10 protein-coding genes are annotated in these 15,639 nt (G+C 61.2%); 5 read left to right on the top strand and 5 right to left on the bottom strand.

Annotated features, from left to right (window positions below; genetic code table 11):
• Nucleotides 1-168: 168 nt before the first annotated feature.
• From AC3WTM_RS29100 to AC3WTM_RS29085, 4 genes are all read left to right on the top strand, one after another.
• Nucleotides 169-1,053 carry a LysR family transcriptional regulator gene (locus tag AC3WTM_RS29100; RefSeq protein ID WP_102672789.1) on the top strand — a complete coding sequence of 295 codons (885 nt, stop codon included), beginning with the start codon at nt 169-171 and terminating at the stop codon, nt 1,051-1,053.
• Between the two features lie 42 nt (nt 1,054-1,095).
• Nucleotides 1,096-1,674, top strand: a complete 579-nt coding sequence (locus AC3WTM_RS29095; RefSeq protein WP_102672788.1) for an NAD(P)H-dependent oxidoreductase — start codon at nt 1,096-1,098, stop codon at nt 1,672-1,674.
• A 49-nt stretch (nt 1,675-1,723) separates the two neighbouring features.
• Entirely contained in the window at nt 1,724-2,095 is a 372-nt protein-coding gene (locus AC3WTM_RS29090; protein ID WP_102672787.1) for a MerR family transcriptional regulator, read from the top strand.
• A gap of 106 nt (nt 2,096-2,201) precedes the next feature.
• Complete coding sequence (locus tag AC3WTM_RS29085) at nt 2,202-2,546, top strand: cupin domain-containing protein (RefSeq protein ID WP_007988984.1); 345 nt, start codon at nt 2,202-2,204, stop codon at nt 2,544-2,546.
• Between the two features lie 173 nt (nt 2,547-2,719).
• Here AC3WTM_RS29085 and mmsB read toward each other — a convergent pair whose 3' ends face one another.
• Both mmsB and AC3WTM_RS29075 read right to left on the bottom strand, forming a co-directional pair.
• A complete protein-coding gene (gene mmsB, locus AC3WTM_RS29080; protein ID WP_057716518.1) occupies nt 2,720-3,607 on the bottom strand; it encodes a 3-hydroxyisobutyrate dehydrogenase in 888 nt (295 codons plus the stop codon).
• Between the two features lie 10 nt (nt 3,608-3,617).
• Nucleotides 3,618-5,144, bottom strand: coding sequence for a CoA-acylating methylmalonate-semialdehyde dehydrogenase (locus AC3WTM_RS29075; protein ID WP_102672786.1), 1,527 nt, complete (start codon nt 5,142-5,144; stop codon nt 3,618-3,620).
• Nucleotides 5,145-5,294: 150 nt separating this feature from the next.
• On the opposite strand from AC3WTM_RS29075, the gene AC3WTM_RS29070 reads away from it, so the two are divergent.
• Nucleotides 5,295-6,242: a LysR family transcriptional regulator gene (locus AC3WTM_RS29070; RefSeq protein WP_102672785.1), complete on the top strand. Its 948-nt coding sequence runs from the start codon at nt 5,295-5,297 to the stop codon at nt 6,240-6,242.
• Here AC3WTM_RS29070 and recD read toward each other — a convergent pair.
• From recD to recC, 3 genes are read right to left on the bottom strand one after another with little or no spacing between them, the layout of a single operon-like run.
• On the bottom strand, nt 6,239-8,332 hold the full coding sequence (gene recD, locus AC3WTM_RS29065) for an exodeoxyribonuclease V subunit alpha (RefSeq protein ID WP_102672784.1): 2,094 nt from the start codon (nt 8,330-8,332) through the stop codon (nt 6,239-6,241). The genes AC3WTM_RS29070 and recD overlap by 4 nt on opposite strands.
• The gene (gene recB, locus AC3WTM_RS29060; protein WP_102672783.1) at nt 8,329-12,018 is read right to left on the bottom strand and encodes an exodeoxyribonuclease V subunit beta; all 3,690 of its coding nucleotides are present in this window, start codon (nt 12,016-12,018) and stop codon (nt 8,329-8,331) included. Before recB ends, recD begins: the two co-directional genes overlap by 4 nt.
• Nucleotides 12,018-15,467 carry an exodeoxyribonuclease V subunit gamma gene (recC, locus tag AC3WTM_RS29055; RefSeq protein WP_102672782.1) on the bottom strand — a complete coding sequence of 1,150 codons (3,450 nt, stop codon included), beginning with the start codon at nt 15,465-15,467 and terminating at the stop codon, nt 12,018-12,020. The genes recB and recC overlap by 1 nt, the downstream gene beginning before the upstream one ends.
• Nucleotides 15,468-15,639 lie beyond the last annotated feature (172 nt).

Genomic DNA, 15,639 nt, shown 5'->3' with positions numbered 1-15,639 from the left:
TCGCCTTGCTGAAAGGGCAAAGCGAATATCAGCCAAAAGCCAGTTGAGGGCTTTCCCTCAACCATAGAATCTCCCACTGTGGTTATCTGTTGTTCACAAATCTCCTGTGGGAGCGAGCTTGCTCGCGATGGCGGCCTCCCAGACAACACACATCCAGAGGTTGCCGTAATGCACTTCGACCTGACCGACCTGCGCCTGTACCTGAACATCCTCGACATCGGCAACATCACCGCCGGCGCCGCGCGCAGTCATTTGTCCCTGGCAGCGGCCAGCGCGCGAATTCGCGCCATGGAGGCGTCGCTGGGCGTCGAGTTTCTTCAGCGCAATCGTCGTGGGGTCAGCCCGACGCCGGCCGGCAATGCCCTGGCCCGACACGCCCGGGTTCTGCTGCAACAGGCCGAACGCCTGCAACAGGAACTGGCCGAATACGCCCAAGGCGTAAAAGGCCAGGTGCGGCTGCTGTGCAACACCACGGCGATCACCGAGTACCTGCCAGAGCTGCTCGCGGATTTCCTGCATAGCCATCCCAATCTCGACATCGACTTGCAGGAACTGCCCAGCGCCCGCATCACCCACGCCTTGCGCCAGGGTTCGGCGGACCTGGGCATCGTTTCCGACGCGGTGGATACCGATGACCTGCAGACCCGAGCGTTTCGCGATGATCCCCTGGTGCTGATCATGCCCCGGGAACATCCCTTGTCTCATGCGACCTCAGTGAGCTTCACCGACACGTTGCATCACGACTACGTTGGCCTGAATGCCAACAGCGCGCTGGCGGTGTACCTGGAAGAGCAGGCACTGCACGCCGGTCTGCGCATGCAGATTCGCATCCGCGCCGACGGTTTCGATGGCGTGATGCGCATGGTCGCCCGTGGGGCGGGACTGGCAATCGTACCGCTGGCCGCGGTCGAACGCGGGTCCGCCGGACTACCCTTCAAAAGCCTCGCCCTGCAGGAACCCTGGGGCCAACGCAAACTGCTGCTCTGTGCCCGGGACTTCGCCGCATTACCCGGCTATGCCAAGGCCCTGCTGCACGCCTTGACTCTCCCCTGAGGGGCAGACTTTATCCTTGAGGTTTGATCTTCAAGGACAGCGATGATGGGTAAACGAATACTGGTGATACTCGGGCATCCGTCCGGCAACAGCTTCTGCGCCGCCCTTGCGGAGCGCTACACACTGTCGGCAGTGCGCGCCGGGCATGAAGTGCGTCAATTGTTTCTGGGCAGCATGGATTTTGACCCGGTGCTGCGCGAAGGCTATCAACAGGTCCAGCCGCTGGAGGCCGACTTGCGTAACGCCCAGGCCGATATCCTGTGGGCCGAACAGCTGACGCTGGTTTATCCCATCTGGTGGGGTGGCGTACCGGCCTTGCTCAAGGGCTTTTTCGACCGGGTGTTCTTGCCGGGTTTTGCCTTCAAATATCGCCAGGGCAAAGCCTTCCCCGACAAACTCCTGCGCGGCCGAACCGCCCACCTGCTGGTGACCATGGACACACCGCCCTGGTACTACCGATGGATCTACCGCATGCCCGGTTTGCATCAGGTCCGTAAAACCACGCTGGAATTCTGTGGCATCAAGCCAACCCGAACCCTCACCTTCGGGCCAATTCTCGGCGCCAGCGCAGACCGGCATGCAGCCTGGTTGCGCCAAGCCGAAGCTATCGCCAGCGCTTGAGTCGGTCGATAATGCGCCGAGCTTTACCCTCGGAGAAAAGGACCTTCCCATGTACATCGGCCAAGCCGCGCAACGTTCCGGAACCACAGTCAAAAGCATCCGTCATTACGAGTCGATTGGCCTGCTGCCTGCCGCTAGCCGCCAGGGCAAGTACCGCATCTATGACCAGCACAGCGTCGACCTGCTGATGTTCATCAAATGTGCCCAGCAGTTGGGTTTCAGGCTCAAGGAACTGCAGTCGGTCTTCGCCGGACATCAGGGTCCGCAGTTGCCATGGGAACGGGCACACCAGATCATCGCCAGCAAAAAACAGGAAATCGCCGATCGGATAGCGGCGCTGTCGCAACAGCACTCACAATTGGTCGAGTTCGAGAATAGCCTCGAACAATCCAGGCTCGACTGCCCGCTGACTCGTCCTTGAGGGTTGTGCGTTTCTGGACAGCTCAGTGTCGAGCACAGACAACTGAACGATGGGCAGGCGCTATAGGGTGCGACTTCAGTTCTTGAGCCCACTGCCCGGAGTCATCATGACCGCACCGATTACCGTACTTCGCGATACCCACCCGCTGCCCGTGCTCGACGCCTGCAAATGGGAAAAACTCGAAGGCGACCCGCACACTGTCAATCTCAACGCCTACACGAGTGAAGACGGCAGCAAGATCATGGGCACCTGGATCTGCACGCCGGGCAAGTGGTACGTCGAATATGTGAAGTGGGAGTACTGCCATTTCCAGGAAGGCTACTGCGTCATCACCCCGGAAGGCATGGCGCCGATCCACCTGCGCGCCGGCGACATTTTCGTCATCGAACCGGGAATGAAAGGCACCTGGGAAGTGGTGGAAACCGTGCGCAAATATTTCGTGTTTGCCTGATACAAAAAAACCGGGGGATCACCCGACGTGATCTCCCGGTAAATATCTTTGGGTATATGCAGTCCCTGTGGGAGCGAGCTTGCTCGCGATTGCGGTGGGTCAATCACCATCAATGTCGACTGTAACGACCTCATCGCGAGCAAGCTCGCTCCCACAGTTTTTTCACCGCCCTTCTATTGCGGTTTGCGATAGCCGTTGATGATCGCCGAGAAGTCCTGACCGCCCTCCCCACGCAAACTCATCGCCTGATACAACTGCTGGGCCACCGCGCCGAGTACCACCGGCTGGTGCGCCTGACGCGCCGCTTCAGTGGCCAGCCCCAGATCCTTGAGCATCAGTTCGGCACCGAAACCACCGGTGTATCCGCGCGACGCCGGCGCTGTTTCAACGATGCCCGGCCACGGGTTGTACATCTCCGAGCTCCAGCAACGCCCGGTGGAACTGTTGATGATGCCCGCCAGCACCTTGGTGTCGATGCCCAGGGCATCGCCCAGCGCCATGGCTTCGCTGACGCCGACCATGGAAATCCCCAGCAGCAGGTTGTTGCAGATTTTAGCGATTTGCCCGGTACCGACCTCACCACAATGGACGATGTTGCGGCCCATTTGCGCCAGTACCGGTTGCAGGGTGGCGAACAGTTCGGGGGTGGCGCCGACCATAAAGGTCAGTGTCCCGGCGGCTGCGCCACCGGTGCCGCCAGAGACCGGTGCATCGGCCATGGCCACGCCCTGTTTGGCAGCGGCGGCGGCCACGTCCCGCGCGGTTTGCGGATCGATGGTGCTGCAATCCACGGCCGGTACACCTTTGCCGATACCGGCGAGCACGCCATCTTCACCCAGCCACACACTGCGCACATGCACCGCGGCAGGCAGCATGGTGATGACCAGTTCGGCGCCCTCTGCCGCTTCACGGGCCGATGCACTGATACTGCCGCCCAGTTGTTCCAGTTCCGCCAGCACGGCCTTGTTCAGGTCCACCAGGCGCAGTGCATGGCCGGCCTTGATCAGGTTGCGCGCCATCGGCGCGCCCATGTTGCCCAGACCGATAAAAGCGATTTTCATGTCCGGCTCCTTAACGCAGATTGATGGTGGTGTTCACACCGTCGTTGACGCTGTCGTCATCGAACCAGCGACTGGTGACGGTCTTGGTCTGAGTGTAGAACTGCACCACTTGCTTGCCGTACGGGCCGAGGTCGCCGAGCTTGGAACCGCGCGAACCGGTGAAGCTGAAGAACGGGACCGGCACCGGAATCGGGATGTTGATACCGACCTGGCCGACGTCGATTTCGTTCTGGAATTTACGCGCCGCCGCGCCGCTCTGGGTGAACAGGCCCGTGCCGTTACCGTAAGGGTTGGCGTTGACCAGGGCGATGGCCTCGTCGAGCGTATTAACCTCCAGCACCACCAGCACCGGGCCGAAGATTTCCTGGGTGTAGATCTGCATGTCGGTGGTCACGCCGGAGAACAGGGTCGGACCGACAAAGTTGCCCTTCTCGTAACCCGGAACCGAGATCTCGCGACCGTCCAGCTCCAGTTTCGCGCCTTCCTTGATGCCGCTCTCGATCAGGTCGAGAATCCGCGCCTTGGCCTTTTTCGAAATGACAGGGCCAACATCAGTGCCCGGCTCGCTGCCGGCATTGACCTTGAGCTTCTGCGCCAGCGCCTTGAGATCCGGCAGCCATTGCTTGGCCGCGCCCACCAGCACCACCACCGAGGTGGCCATGCAGCGTTGACCGGCGGCACCGAAACCGGCACCCACCAGCGCATTCAGCGCTTGCTCGCGATTGGCGTCCGGCAGCACCACGGCGTGGTTCTTGGCGCCCATCATCGATTGCACACGCTTGCCGTGTTTACCGGCCAGGTCGTAGACATGAGTACCGACGGCGGTTGAACCGACGAAGGAAACCGCCTTGATATCTTTATGGGTGCAGAGCCTGTCGACCACATCCTTGCCGCCATGCACGACGTTGAGCACACCGGCCGGAATGCCCGCCTCGATCGCCAGCTCCACCAGGAGCATGGTCGACATCGGGTCCTGTTCGGACGGCTTGAGCACGAAGGTGTTGCCGCAGGCGATGGCCATCGGGAACATCCACAGCGGAATCATCGCCGGGAAGTTGAACGGGGTAATGCCGGCGCACACGCCGATCGGCTGGCGCAGGGTGTAGGTGTCGACGCCACCGGCGACGTTTTCAGCGAACTCGCCCATTTGCAGGCTGCCGATGGAACAGGCGTGCTCGACCACTTCCAGGCCACGGAAAATATCGCCTTCGGCGTCGGCAATGGTCTTGCCCTGCTCGGCGCTGAGGACCGCGGCGATGCGCTTGGAGTGTTCGCGAATCAGCGCCTGGAGCTTGAGCATGATGCGCATCCGCGCGCCGATAGGTGTGAGTTTCCAGGTCTGGAATGCACGATGAGCGGCGCTGATGGCAGCATCGACTTCTTCAGCGGTGGCAAACGGCACCTTGGCCAGCACCTGCTGGGTCGCCGGGTTGATGATGTCGTGCCATTCGGTGGTCTTGGATTCGACCCACTGGCCGTCGATCAACAGTTTGACCTTCTGCACGGTGGTGTCATTGGGCGTGAGCGATACGTTCATGTGGGTCTCCAGATCTTTGTTGTTATCTTGGGAGCCAAGGCGAAATAGTCGCCTTGAGAAGAGGCATGCGCCGCGAATTGGTTAACGGGCTGTTTTTGGAGTATAGATGTGCAAACTTCTGATAAGAACGCACATAAAAACCGGTCCAACATGCAAAAAAACATCACCTCCCTCGGTTCGCTGAACTGGGACGACCTCAAGTTTTTCCTGGAAGTCTCCCGCACCCGCAAGGCCAGCACCGCAGCCAAGCGCCTGGCGGTGGACTACACCACGGTGTCGCGACGCATCAGCTCCCTGGAAACAGCACTGGGCACATTGCTGTTCGAAAAATCCCGGACCAACGGCTTTGTCCTGACCGCCGAAGGCCAGCGGTTGATGGGGTATGCCGAGTCGATCGAAAGTACCTTGCACATGGCGTGCGAGCAGGTTTCCGGGTCCGGCGTGGCGCTGTCCGGTCATGTGCGCATGGGCTGCACCGAAGGCTTCGGCAGCTTTTTCATCACGCCGCAGCTGAGCCACTTCGTCGACACCTACCCCGCCATCTCGGTGGATATCCTGCCGCTGCCGCATTTCATCAGCCTGTCCAAGCGCGAGGCCGACATCGTCATCGCCCTGGAGCGTCCGGAGCATGGACCGTACGTCTGCTGCAAATTGTGCGACTACCGATTGCAGCTGTACGCGACCCAGGACTATCTGGACAACCACCCACCGATCCGCCGACCGGCAGACTTGGCCAAACATTCGTTTATCAGTTACGTCGACGACCTGGCGTTCAGCTCGGAGCTGCTGTATCTGGCCAACGTATTGCCCGGCGCCAGCGCCAACCTGCGCAGCACCAGCGTGATTGCGCAATTTGTGGCCGCGCAGCAAGGACGCTCACTGGCGATCCTGCCGTGCTTCCTCGCCACCCAGGACCCGCGCCTGCTGCCGGTGTTGCCGCAGGAAATCAATATCACCCGACAGTTCTGGATGTACTGCCGCGAAGACCTGAGGAAGCTCAAGCGGATCACCCTGTTGTGGGATTACATCCGCGCGGTCACAGAACAGAATCATGGACTGTTGATGGGTGACAGCCGGGAGATGCTGTTTGCCGACTAGTCGGCGCCAAGCCCCAGCATCAACCCGCTCAAGCGTTTGACCTTGCGCCTCACCGCCTCTTCGAACACCCCTGTGCGGGGCTCGATCAAGGTGAACCAGTTCTTGGCACGGGTGATCCCGGTGTAGATCAGTTCCTTGGTCAAAACGGGGTTCAAGGCGTCAGGCAAAATCAACGCGGTGTGGGCAAATTCCGAGCCCTGGGATTTATGCACGGTCATGGCGTACACGGTTTCGACATCATTGAGCCGGCTCGGCAGGACAAAGCGCACGCCCCCTTGGCCGTCATTGCGCGGAAAGGCGACACGCAGAACCTGCTTGCCGGCCTCGGGGCCCTCACGCTCCGGAAGCTTGAGGGCGATGCCGATATCGCCGTTCATCAAACCCAGGCCGTAGTCATTGCGGGTCATCAGAACCGGACGGCCTTCGTACCACTGCTGGTCACTGTCGATCAGGCGTGCCCTCAGCAAGGCGTCCGTCACTCGCTGGTTCAAGCCCTCCACACCCCACGGTCCCTTGCGCACGGCACATAACAACTGGAACGCGTCGAAGGCTTGCAACACCTCCCGGGCCCAGTCGGTCCAGCGTGAATCTTCCAACGGACAATCGAGCGCCGGGCGCTGATTGCGCAGTAGGCTCAGGTAGTGCCGATAACCCTGCGGCCCTTCACCGTGGCCTTCAAGCAGCAAGCGTTCCAGGGCCCTGTCCTGCTCCCCCTTGAGGGACAAGGCATACACATCGTCATGGCTTCGCGCAGACAACAACCTGCGTGCTTCTTCGGGTTGCTGCTGGTTGACCCAACGAGCCAGTTGGCCAATACCGCTACCTTCACCGAATCGCCGGGAATGGCGCAACATCACGACCTGTTGGGCCAGTGGATGAGCGCCCTGCGTGTCCTCCTGCAATCCACTGGCCTGCAAACTCTCGCCGCTGACGGCTTCCAGCCACTGGCGCGTCTGCGGGCTGTACCAGCCAGCCTCGGCGTCGCGACACAGATCCCCCAGTACCGCACCGGCTTCTACCGAAGCCAGCTGATCCTTATCTCCCAACAGCACCAGGCGCGCATGGGCGGGCAAGGCGTCGAGCAGGTTGGCCATCATTTCCAGGTCGATCATCGAGGCCTCGTCCACCACCAACACATCCAGCGGCAGGCGATTGCCCGCGTGGTGCCGGAAATGACGAGTCCCGGGCCGGCTGCCGAGCAGGCGGTGAACGGTGGTGACGTCGGACGGAATCTTTTCCCGAACGTCCTCCGTGACCTTCAAGGTCCGGACTTGCTGGCTGATGGATTCTGTCAAACGCGCCGCGGCCTTGCCGGTCGGTGCGGCGAGGCGAATGCGCAAGGGCATGCCGGCCTCGACTGCCGGCGCCTGGAGCAACGCCAGCAAGCGCACGACGGTTGTGGTCTTGCCGGTTCCCGGCCCCCCCGTCACGATGCTGAAGGCGCTACGGGTCGCCAGTGCGCAGGCAAGCTTCTGCCAGTCGATCACGTCACCAGGCCGGGCAGGACCAAACAACCCGGTGAGACGCTGGAGCAAGTCGATCGGCGTGGATTCGTGTTCCGTCAAACGCTCGCGCAACGAAAGGTCGATTCGCCGCTCGTAGGCCCAATAGCGGCGCAGGTACAAGCGTTTGCCCGATAACACCAAAGGTCGGTCACGCACGTTGTCACGATTGTCAGCAGCCAGTGCGACCAGGTTGCTGGCGGCCAGCACCTTGCACCAATGAGCACCGTCCAGCGATCCCAGCAATTGCGAGGGCAACAACATCGCGCCGCCTTGCACGTCACCTTCGGGTGGCAGCGACAGGGCGAAGTCCGGTTCTTTCAGTGTCTCGAACAGGTCGAGGCAGACATGCCCGTGACCCAATTGGTGGCTGGTCAGCGCGGCTGCCAGCAACACCAACGGATCATCCTCCGGCGCCAGTTCATGTAGAAACGCCACAAAGGCTTTGTCCAGCGCGCGCAACCAGCCACGCTCGACCCAACGCGTGAGCAACAACAGCAAGTCGTCGGCACGACTCAGCGGCGCCAGATCGACCAGGCTTTCGGCTGCCAGCGATGTGGGCAACAAATCGGCGAATGTGCGACTCATAACAGTACTCCCTGTTCCCAAGCGGGTTCGGCCTTGGGCTCTGGCTTGCCCTGGAACAACCTGTCCAGACGCTCGATCAGCTCTCTTGGCGGGCGGGCGAAAAACACACCCTGGCTGGCCGCGCGCGTACCGCGCAAAAACAGGTACAACGCACCGCCGACATGCCGGTCGTAGTCGTAATCGGCGAGCCGCGCCTTGAGTTGGCGGTGCAGGGCCAACAGGTACAACACGTATTGCAGGTCATAACGGTTGTCGAGAATCGATTGTTCCATGGCCTGCGCGGTGTAGGCCGCATCATCGACGCCGAGCCAGTTGGATTTGTAGTCGGCAACGTAATAGCGGCCGTCATGTTCGAACGTCAGGTCGATGAAGCCCTTGAACATACCGTTGAGCAACACCGGTTCCGCGGCCACCCGGGCCACGCCGTTATGGGTGTATTGGCACACCAGCGCGTCGAGCTTGAGCACATCGACCTTATGGCTGGCGAACCAGAACTCCATCTCGACCTGATACTGCGTCAACTGGCCGAATACCACTGGCGCCTGGCCGGCACCCAGTTGCAACGGCGACTTGAGCAGATGCTGCAGCCAGTCACTCAAGGTGCTGATCCAGCCCTCCCAGCCTCGACGGTTGCAGCGACGGGCAATGGCGTCGATCACCTCGTGTGGTGCCGCATCAAAACCCTCGCCCCCTGCCCATTCGAGCAAGCCATGGAGGAAGGTGCCGGGATTCGGGCCGCGCGGGAAGTGATGGATATCGCCACCACCGGCAACCACCTCCCTGGGGGCCTGCGGGTCGAGGCGTTCGTCATCGAACAGTTTTTGCGCCTGTGGGCTCTCCGGCGCCTCGTCGGTGCCGACACTCAGGGTGTCGCCAATGCGCAACGCGCTGTAGGAAGCGATCCACCAGTTTTCACTGGCCTTACGTTTCGGAACCCGCGGAACCAGCAACGCCGCATCGTTTTGTGGTGGCTGATAATGCTCTGCTGTTGCTTCAGGCATCTCGGCATACGCCAGCGCCGGGCAGTCCTGTTGCAGATCCAGCAGCCAACGCTGTAACGCCGGGGACTCGGCCAATGGCGCACCGCCGCCCAACAGATAACCCAATGCCGACAGATGCAGCACCGAGCCATTGTTGTTACCGCGCTTGAGGTCGGCCACCCCCAGCCAGCAGGCGTGTTGCGCCCGGGTCAGGGCGACATAGAGCAAGCGCAGATCCTCGGCCAGACGCTCATCGTCAGCCAGGGCAATCAACTCTGTCGTCGGCTTCAACGTGACCTGGGCATTGCCGGATTCATCGTGGTAGTGCAATGGCAGACGGCTGCCATCCACCGGCTTCGCCGAGCAAATGAACGGCAGGAACACCAAGGGGTATTCAAGACCTTTGGACTTGTGGATGGTCACGACCTTGACCAATTGCTCATCACTTTCCAGACGCAGGATCTGCTCTTCGCCGGCCTGCCCGGACAACGCCAGATGCTCGGACAAATGCCGGATCAAGGCTTGCTCGCCATCGAGTTCAGCGGCGGCTTGTTGCAGCAGTTCGAAAAGGTGCAGAAGGTTGGTCAAAACGCGCTCGCCGTCACTGCGGGCGATCAACGCCTGGGGCAAACGGAAATCGTGCAGCAAGCGTCGCAGCATCGGCAGTACGCCCTGCTTACGCCAGACTTCGCGATAGCCACGGAACTGCATGACCCGGGACTCCCATGCCAACTCGTCCTGATTCAGGCGCTCCAGTTCCGTCAACGACAGGTTCAACGTGATGCTGGCCAACGCAGCCCGCAACGGGCGCTCGACGTCCGGCTCGGCGCAGGCCTTGAGCCAGGTCAGCACGTCATGCGCCTCCTGGGAGGCGAACACCGAGTCCTTGTCCGACAGATAAACACTGCGCACACCACGGGCGGCCAATTGCGCACGAACCGCCTGCGCCTCCTTGCCATCGCGCACCAGGATGGCGACGTCCGCCGGTAGCAGGCCCCTGAAGGCTTTGCCGTCTTGGGTGAATCCCGCTTGCCCCTGCTGCCCGCCATTGAGCAATGCCGTGATTTCACTGGCGCAGGCAGCCGCCAGATGTTGCCGGTACACCGCACCGGACAACGGTTGTTCGGCCGACAAGTGCCAGATGTTCAAGGCAGGGATTGCCTGGTCATTGATGCGCAAGACTTCTTTGCGGCCCTGGGAGGCAACCGGCGTGAACGGAACCGGGTTGTCGCCATTCTTCTCCCGAAAGAGGAACGCGCCGCGTCCTGACTCACGGGCTTCGGCGCGCTCGAACACATGGTTCACCGCGTTGACCATGCCATGGCTTGAGCGGAAGTTGGTGCCCAAGGTGTGCAGGCGGCCAGTGGTGGCCTGGCGGGCGCGCAAGTAGGTATGGATGTCGGCGCCGCGAAAAGCGTAGATCGCCTGTTTCGGGTCGCCGATCAGGAACAGGCCGCACTCGGGGCTGTTCTCTTCAATGCGGTAGATGCTCTCGAAGATCCGGTATTGCACCGGGTCGGTGTCCTGGAATTCATCGATCAGTGCGACCGGAAACTGCTCGCGAATCAAGGTTGCCAGTCGCTCGCCGCCATCGGACTGCAAGGCCGCATCAAGACGCAGCAACATGTCGTCGAAACCCATTTCCGCGCGGCGGCGCTTCTCCTCCTCGAATCGCGCCCCGACCCAGCGAGCCGCATGTTGCAGTACGGCGGCATCGGGTGTTGGCAGCCCATCGAGACAGGCCTTGAGCCCGGCCATCCCATCGAGCCCCGGATGTCGAGGCGCTTCGCCCTTCCAGGCTTCGGCCATGCCATCCGGGGTCAGGCGCGTGAAACCGGTGCCGATATCCAGTTGCTCAAGGGATTCGTCTTCGGCCCAGGCTTTGATCTTTTCAAACCAGGGCTCGAAATAGCGAGCCTGCATCTTGCGACCGTCGACAGCCTTGCTGGCAACGCCCTGGTGACAGATCGCAAGCAACTCGTCCGCCCACTGCAGCCAGGGCTTCTTGAGTTCGATCAGGGCCGCCCTTCGCTCTTGCAAGCATTGCGAAATCACTTCGGCAGGTTCTTTCCCTTCAAGGGTATCCCGCTCGCTAGCGAACAGTGCACGAATCCGCGGCAGCAGCGCCGCCGGTCCGCCCCAATTGCTGCGCACCCAATTCAAGGCGTCACCTTGCATCGGGTAGCAGAACAGCCGCCAGTAATCGCGCAGGACTTCCCCCAGCAAGTCGCTATGGTCGGTTTCCAGGGTCTGGGTAAACAGGCTGCCGCTGTCGAATGCGTGCTCGCGCAACATGCGCTGGCACCAACTGTGGATGGTCGACACCGCCGCCTCGTCCATCCACTGGGCGGCGATATCCAGGCGGTTTGCGCATCCAGGCCATTGCTCGGGCAAGTACTGATCACGCAACTCGGCAATCAGGCTGTCGGGGGCTGGTGTTTCATCCCGGAAATATCGCGCGGCCTCGGCGAGTCGCGTACGGATGCGTTCGCGCAGCTCTTTGGTCGCGGCGTCGGTGAAGGTCACGACAAGGATTTGCGGTGGCAACAGTTCACGTCCGAAGCCTCGGCCCTCCCCGCCGTTGCCAAGCACCAAACGCAGGTACAACGCGGAAATCGTGAACGTCTTGCCGGTCCCGGCGCTGGCTTCGATCAGTTGACTGCCGCGCAGCGGGAATGCCAAGGCCAAAGGTGTCTTCGTGCTCATCAGCGCGACTCCTCGCTGGACAGGGAACGCCAGGGCGCTTCAAGAAGCGGGCGATAGAGCGCGTCACACCATTGGGGGAACGTCTCATCGGCGGTCAAGGCAGCGTAATCGGCGAATTGGCGGGCGAGTGCCGGGCTTTCGCGCCGCTCCCCGTCCGTCGTCTGCCCGTCGCCTTCATAGGCCTTGCGCGCAGCGGCCTCGGCCTTGACCGGGTCGGTTTGCCCCAGCCACGCGAAAGCGGTCTTGACCGCGATCGGCAGAGGCTGGCGCATCCCCGACTGCCAGGCCATCAACAGGTCACCGAGAATTTTCTGTGCCGTGGACTGGTCCAGCGGACCGAGCAACAGGCTGTCGTCACTGGCCACCAATGCGGTGGTCAACGCCATGCCACTGGCACAAGCCATCAGATGATTGACCCAAGGGCGTGTCAGTCGATGCCATTTGCGCGACTTGATCGAGCCGATGCTGTTGGGGATCGTTGTGACAGACAACAAACCACCATCAGCACGCTGATGCAGGCCGCCGAGCCAGCCCTCGATGTGCAGGCCTTGCAGCTCAAGACTGACGGGCAACGCGCTGCTGAGCGGTGTTGGCCACAACGCCAGGAGCTGTTGGTGGCGTTGTAGCAAGTCAGGCAATGGCTCGATCAACTCACGTTGCAGGCACTCACCGAATCCGGCCATCGGCAACAGCCCGCTGTTCTGCAAACGCTTCGCCTGATCCTCCAGTGCCTGCCCGGTATTTCCAGGATCTGCCAGTGCCGCTTCGAGCAAACGGTCGCTGAGGCTGTAACGCTGCAACGCATCCAGGACAAAGGGTTCTTCATCGGCCAACGGCACTTCTGCCGCCTCGAAGAAGACCTTCAGTCGCTGGCTGAAAAAGTGCCGTACCGGATTGCGCAGGAAATCCTGCAGTTGACCGAGACTCAGTGGTTCGTCCTGAACGTGGGGCCCGAGCACTTCGGCGTTTGCCTGCTGCTCTGCCGCCTGATGAAGGACCTGCCATTCGGTGGCGTAGCTGAACGACTCATCCCCGTCGTGAAAGTAGCGAGCACTGAAGGGTTGCAACGGGTGTTCCCGGGTCATGGCTTCCAGCAGATCCTCGTCGCTTTGCAGCATTCGCCAACCGCTGGCCAAGTGGTCACGCAACTGGCCGATCAGCACCGAGGCAGGCCGCTCGCTGTTATCGCGGATACTGCGACCCACCCAACTGATGTAGAGCTGGTCCCGTGCCGACAACAAGGCTTCCAGTAACAGGTAGCGGTCATCTTCGCGCCGGGAGCGGTCACCCGGACGGTAATCACTGCCCATCAGATCGAAATCCAGCGGCGGTTGCGCCCGTGGATAATCGCCGTCATTCATGCCCAGCAGGCACACCAGTTTGAACGGGATAGCGCGCATGGGCATCAAGGTGCAGAAGTTGACCGCACCTGCCAGAAAACGTTGGGATAAACGGCCCTGATCCAGACCCGCAAGCCAGGCTTCACGGACGACGGTCAGCGGCAATTCATCCTGCAACCCGACGGATTCGCAGGTCTCAAGCCAGGTCTCACGCAGCTCTTCGAGCTGGGCCAGCAAGTAGTCATCGTGTTCGTTAGCGGCAAGGAAGAACAACTGCACCAACGCCTGCAAGCGCAAGCCCCATTGTCCTGGCGATGCCGGCTGAGAGAGCTCGTGGTGAGCCACTTCCAGCGCGTCCAGCAACGCAACCAGCGGACCGATGAGCGCAGCGTCCAGCCCACCGATCTCGTCATAGGGCTCGATCCCCTCATAAGCATCGGCGCTGCCAACGGCATAACCGAGCAACATTCGTCGCAAGCCGAAGCGCCAGCTGTTTTGCTCCAGTTCGTTGGGTAGCCCGAGCCCGGCACGTTGCTCGGCATTCATGCCCCAGCGAATGCCGGCACCTTCGATCCAGCGGTGCAGCGTCGGCAGGTCACGCTCCTCGACACCAAAGCGAGCGCGCAATGCCGGGACGTCCAGCAGATCGAGAATCTCACTGACGGGGAATCGGCTGTCAGGCAGCTTGAGCAGGTGCTCGACAGCAATCAGCAATGGATCGCGACCACGCTGGCCCTGGTCAGCCAGGGTAAACGGAATGAAGCGAGGATCCTGGCGGTCAAGCTGTCCAAACACGGCACGAATATGCGGTGCGTAGCTGTCGATGTCCGGGACCATCACGATGATGTCTCGGGGTCGCAATGTCGGGTCGGCGCTGAAGCGCGCAAGCAGTTGATCGTGGAGGATCTCGACTTCTCGCTGGGCGCTATGGGCGATGTGAAAACGGATCGATTCGTCCTGCTGCAGATCGATAGCCGGCCAACGCTCCCGAGTCTCGTTGAGGGGGCGTAACTCGAGGATGTCATCCTGCAACTGGTTGAGCACATTCAGCGGCTGACCGTCACTGAACAGGTCGATGCGCCCGTCGCGGAATGCCGAACGATAGCTGTTGGGATCGTCATAACTGTCGAGCAGGTTGATATAGTCCCGCCCCTGCTTGCCCCATGCGGCCAGCAGCGGGTGCGCATGCTGATGCAGGGTTTGCGGATCGATCACTACCGGCATGCCGCTTTTGCGGGCCTGACGCTTGTATTGATGCCGCAACAGGTCTTTATCGGCGACGATGTCCGCCCAATGGTGACGACACGGGTTGTGAACGCACAACAGGACCTGGCTGAATCGTGCCAGTCCCGCCAGCGCCTCCAGGGCTTGAGCAGGCAGGGAAGAAATCCCGAAAACGATCACTCGCGAGGGTAACCCTTTGGGGGCTGCTTCGAGATGGTTGATACGCTCGACAAATCGCTGATGGACACCGGCACGGCTTTGCGCCATGCCTTCTTCTCCCACATCCAGCAAGAGTGCGCGCCATAGCTCTGCCTGCCAGCAATTGGCCGGGGTCAGGGGTTTGGCTTCACCCCTGGCGTTTCTTGTTTGATGGCGACCTTCCGCCCAGTCTTCGAGCCAGTCGGCTCTGTACACCTGGTATTGGTCGAACAGATCCGCCAGACGCTCAGCCAATTGATAGCGCTTGCGCAGATCGGTGTCATGAGTCAGGAAACGCTGCAGCGGCTCGAAGTGCGGCTGATTGATCAACTGCGGCAGCAGGCGCATCAGACGCCAGGTCAGTGGGGCTTTATCGAGCAGGGACTTGACCGGAATTTCGTCGCGGCCAAGGACCATGCGATAGAGCTGCCACATGAAACTGCCGGGCAACTGCACGTCGATGGCGGCTGCGATGCCACAGCCTCCCATGTCGTCTTCTTCAGAATCTTCCGCCAGTGCCAGCTTCAGCCATTGGGCAATGCCATTGCTTTGCACCAACGCGATTTCGTTCTCCAGGGGAGCCAGCGGGTAGCGTCGCATCCAGCTGACCACCAGGCTGCGCAACTCGTCCAGGCGGTTACCGTGAACGACCATAAAACCAGCACTGAGGGACGTCGCGTCCGGCATAAAGGCTTCCTTGGATAATACAAATTCGAGGGACGACTTTAGCATTGAAGGCGATTGGCTTCATTGTAGGAGCGAGCTCGCTCGCGAAGAACGCGAATGATGACGCGGGAAACCTGACGCCCCGCAGCGCTCTCGGTTTTTTCGCGAGCGGGCTCGCGCCTGCAGGGACGCC

This window comes from Pseudomonas sp. EU05-FHT14B02, from assembly GCF_058791055.1.
The sequence above is the reverse complement of the archived record's forward strand: the minus strand, read 5'-3'. Positions and strand labels throughout refer to the sequence as shown.

Excerpts from the sequence above, each read along its gene's own strand:
- recC (WP_102672782.1), bottom strand. The coding sequence starts at position 15,467 with ATGCCGGACGCGACGTCCCTCAGTGCTGGTTTTATGGTCGTTCACGGT.
- AC3WTM_RS29075 (WP_102672786.1), bottom strand. The coding sequence starts at position 5,144 with ATGAACGTATCGCTCACGCCCAATGACACCACCGTGCAGAAGGTCAAA.
- AC3WTM_RS29100 (WP_102672789.1), top strand. The coding sequence starts at position 169 with ATGCACTTCGACCTGACCGACCTGCGCCTGTACCTGAACATCCTCGAC.
- AC3WTM_RS29095 (WP_102672788.1), top strand. The coding sequence starts at position 1,096 with ATGATGGGTAAACGAATACTGGTGATACTCGGGCATCCGTCCGGCAAC.
- AC3WTM_RS29085 (WP_007988984.1), top strand. The coding sequence starts at position 2,202 with ATGACCGCACCGATTACCGTACTTCGCGATACCCACCCGCTGCCCGTG.
- mmsB (WP_057716518.1), bottom strand. The coding sequence starts at position 3,607 with ATGAAAATCGCTTTTATCGGTCTGGGCAACATGGGCGCGCCGATGGCG.
- recB (WP_102672783.1), bottom strand. The coding sequence starts at position 12,018 with ATGAGCACGAAGACACCTTTGGCCTTGGCATTCCCGCTGCGCGGCAGT.
- recD (WP_102672784.1), bottom strand. The coding sequence starts at position 8,332 with ATGAGTCGCACATTCGCCGATTTGTTGCCCACATCGCTGGCAGCCGAA.
- AC3WTM_RS29090 (WP_102672787.1), top strand. The coding sequence starts at position 1,724 with ATGTACATCGGCCAAGCCGCGCAACGTTCCGGAACCACAGTCAAAAGC.
- AC3WTM_RS29070 (WP_102672785.1), top strand. The coding sequence starts at position 5,295 with ATGCAAAAAAACATCACCTCCCTCGGTTCGCTGAACTGGGACGACCTC.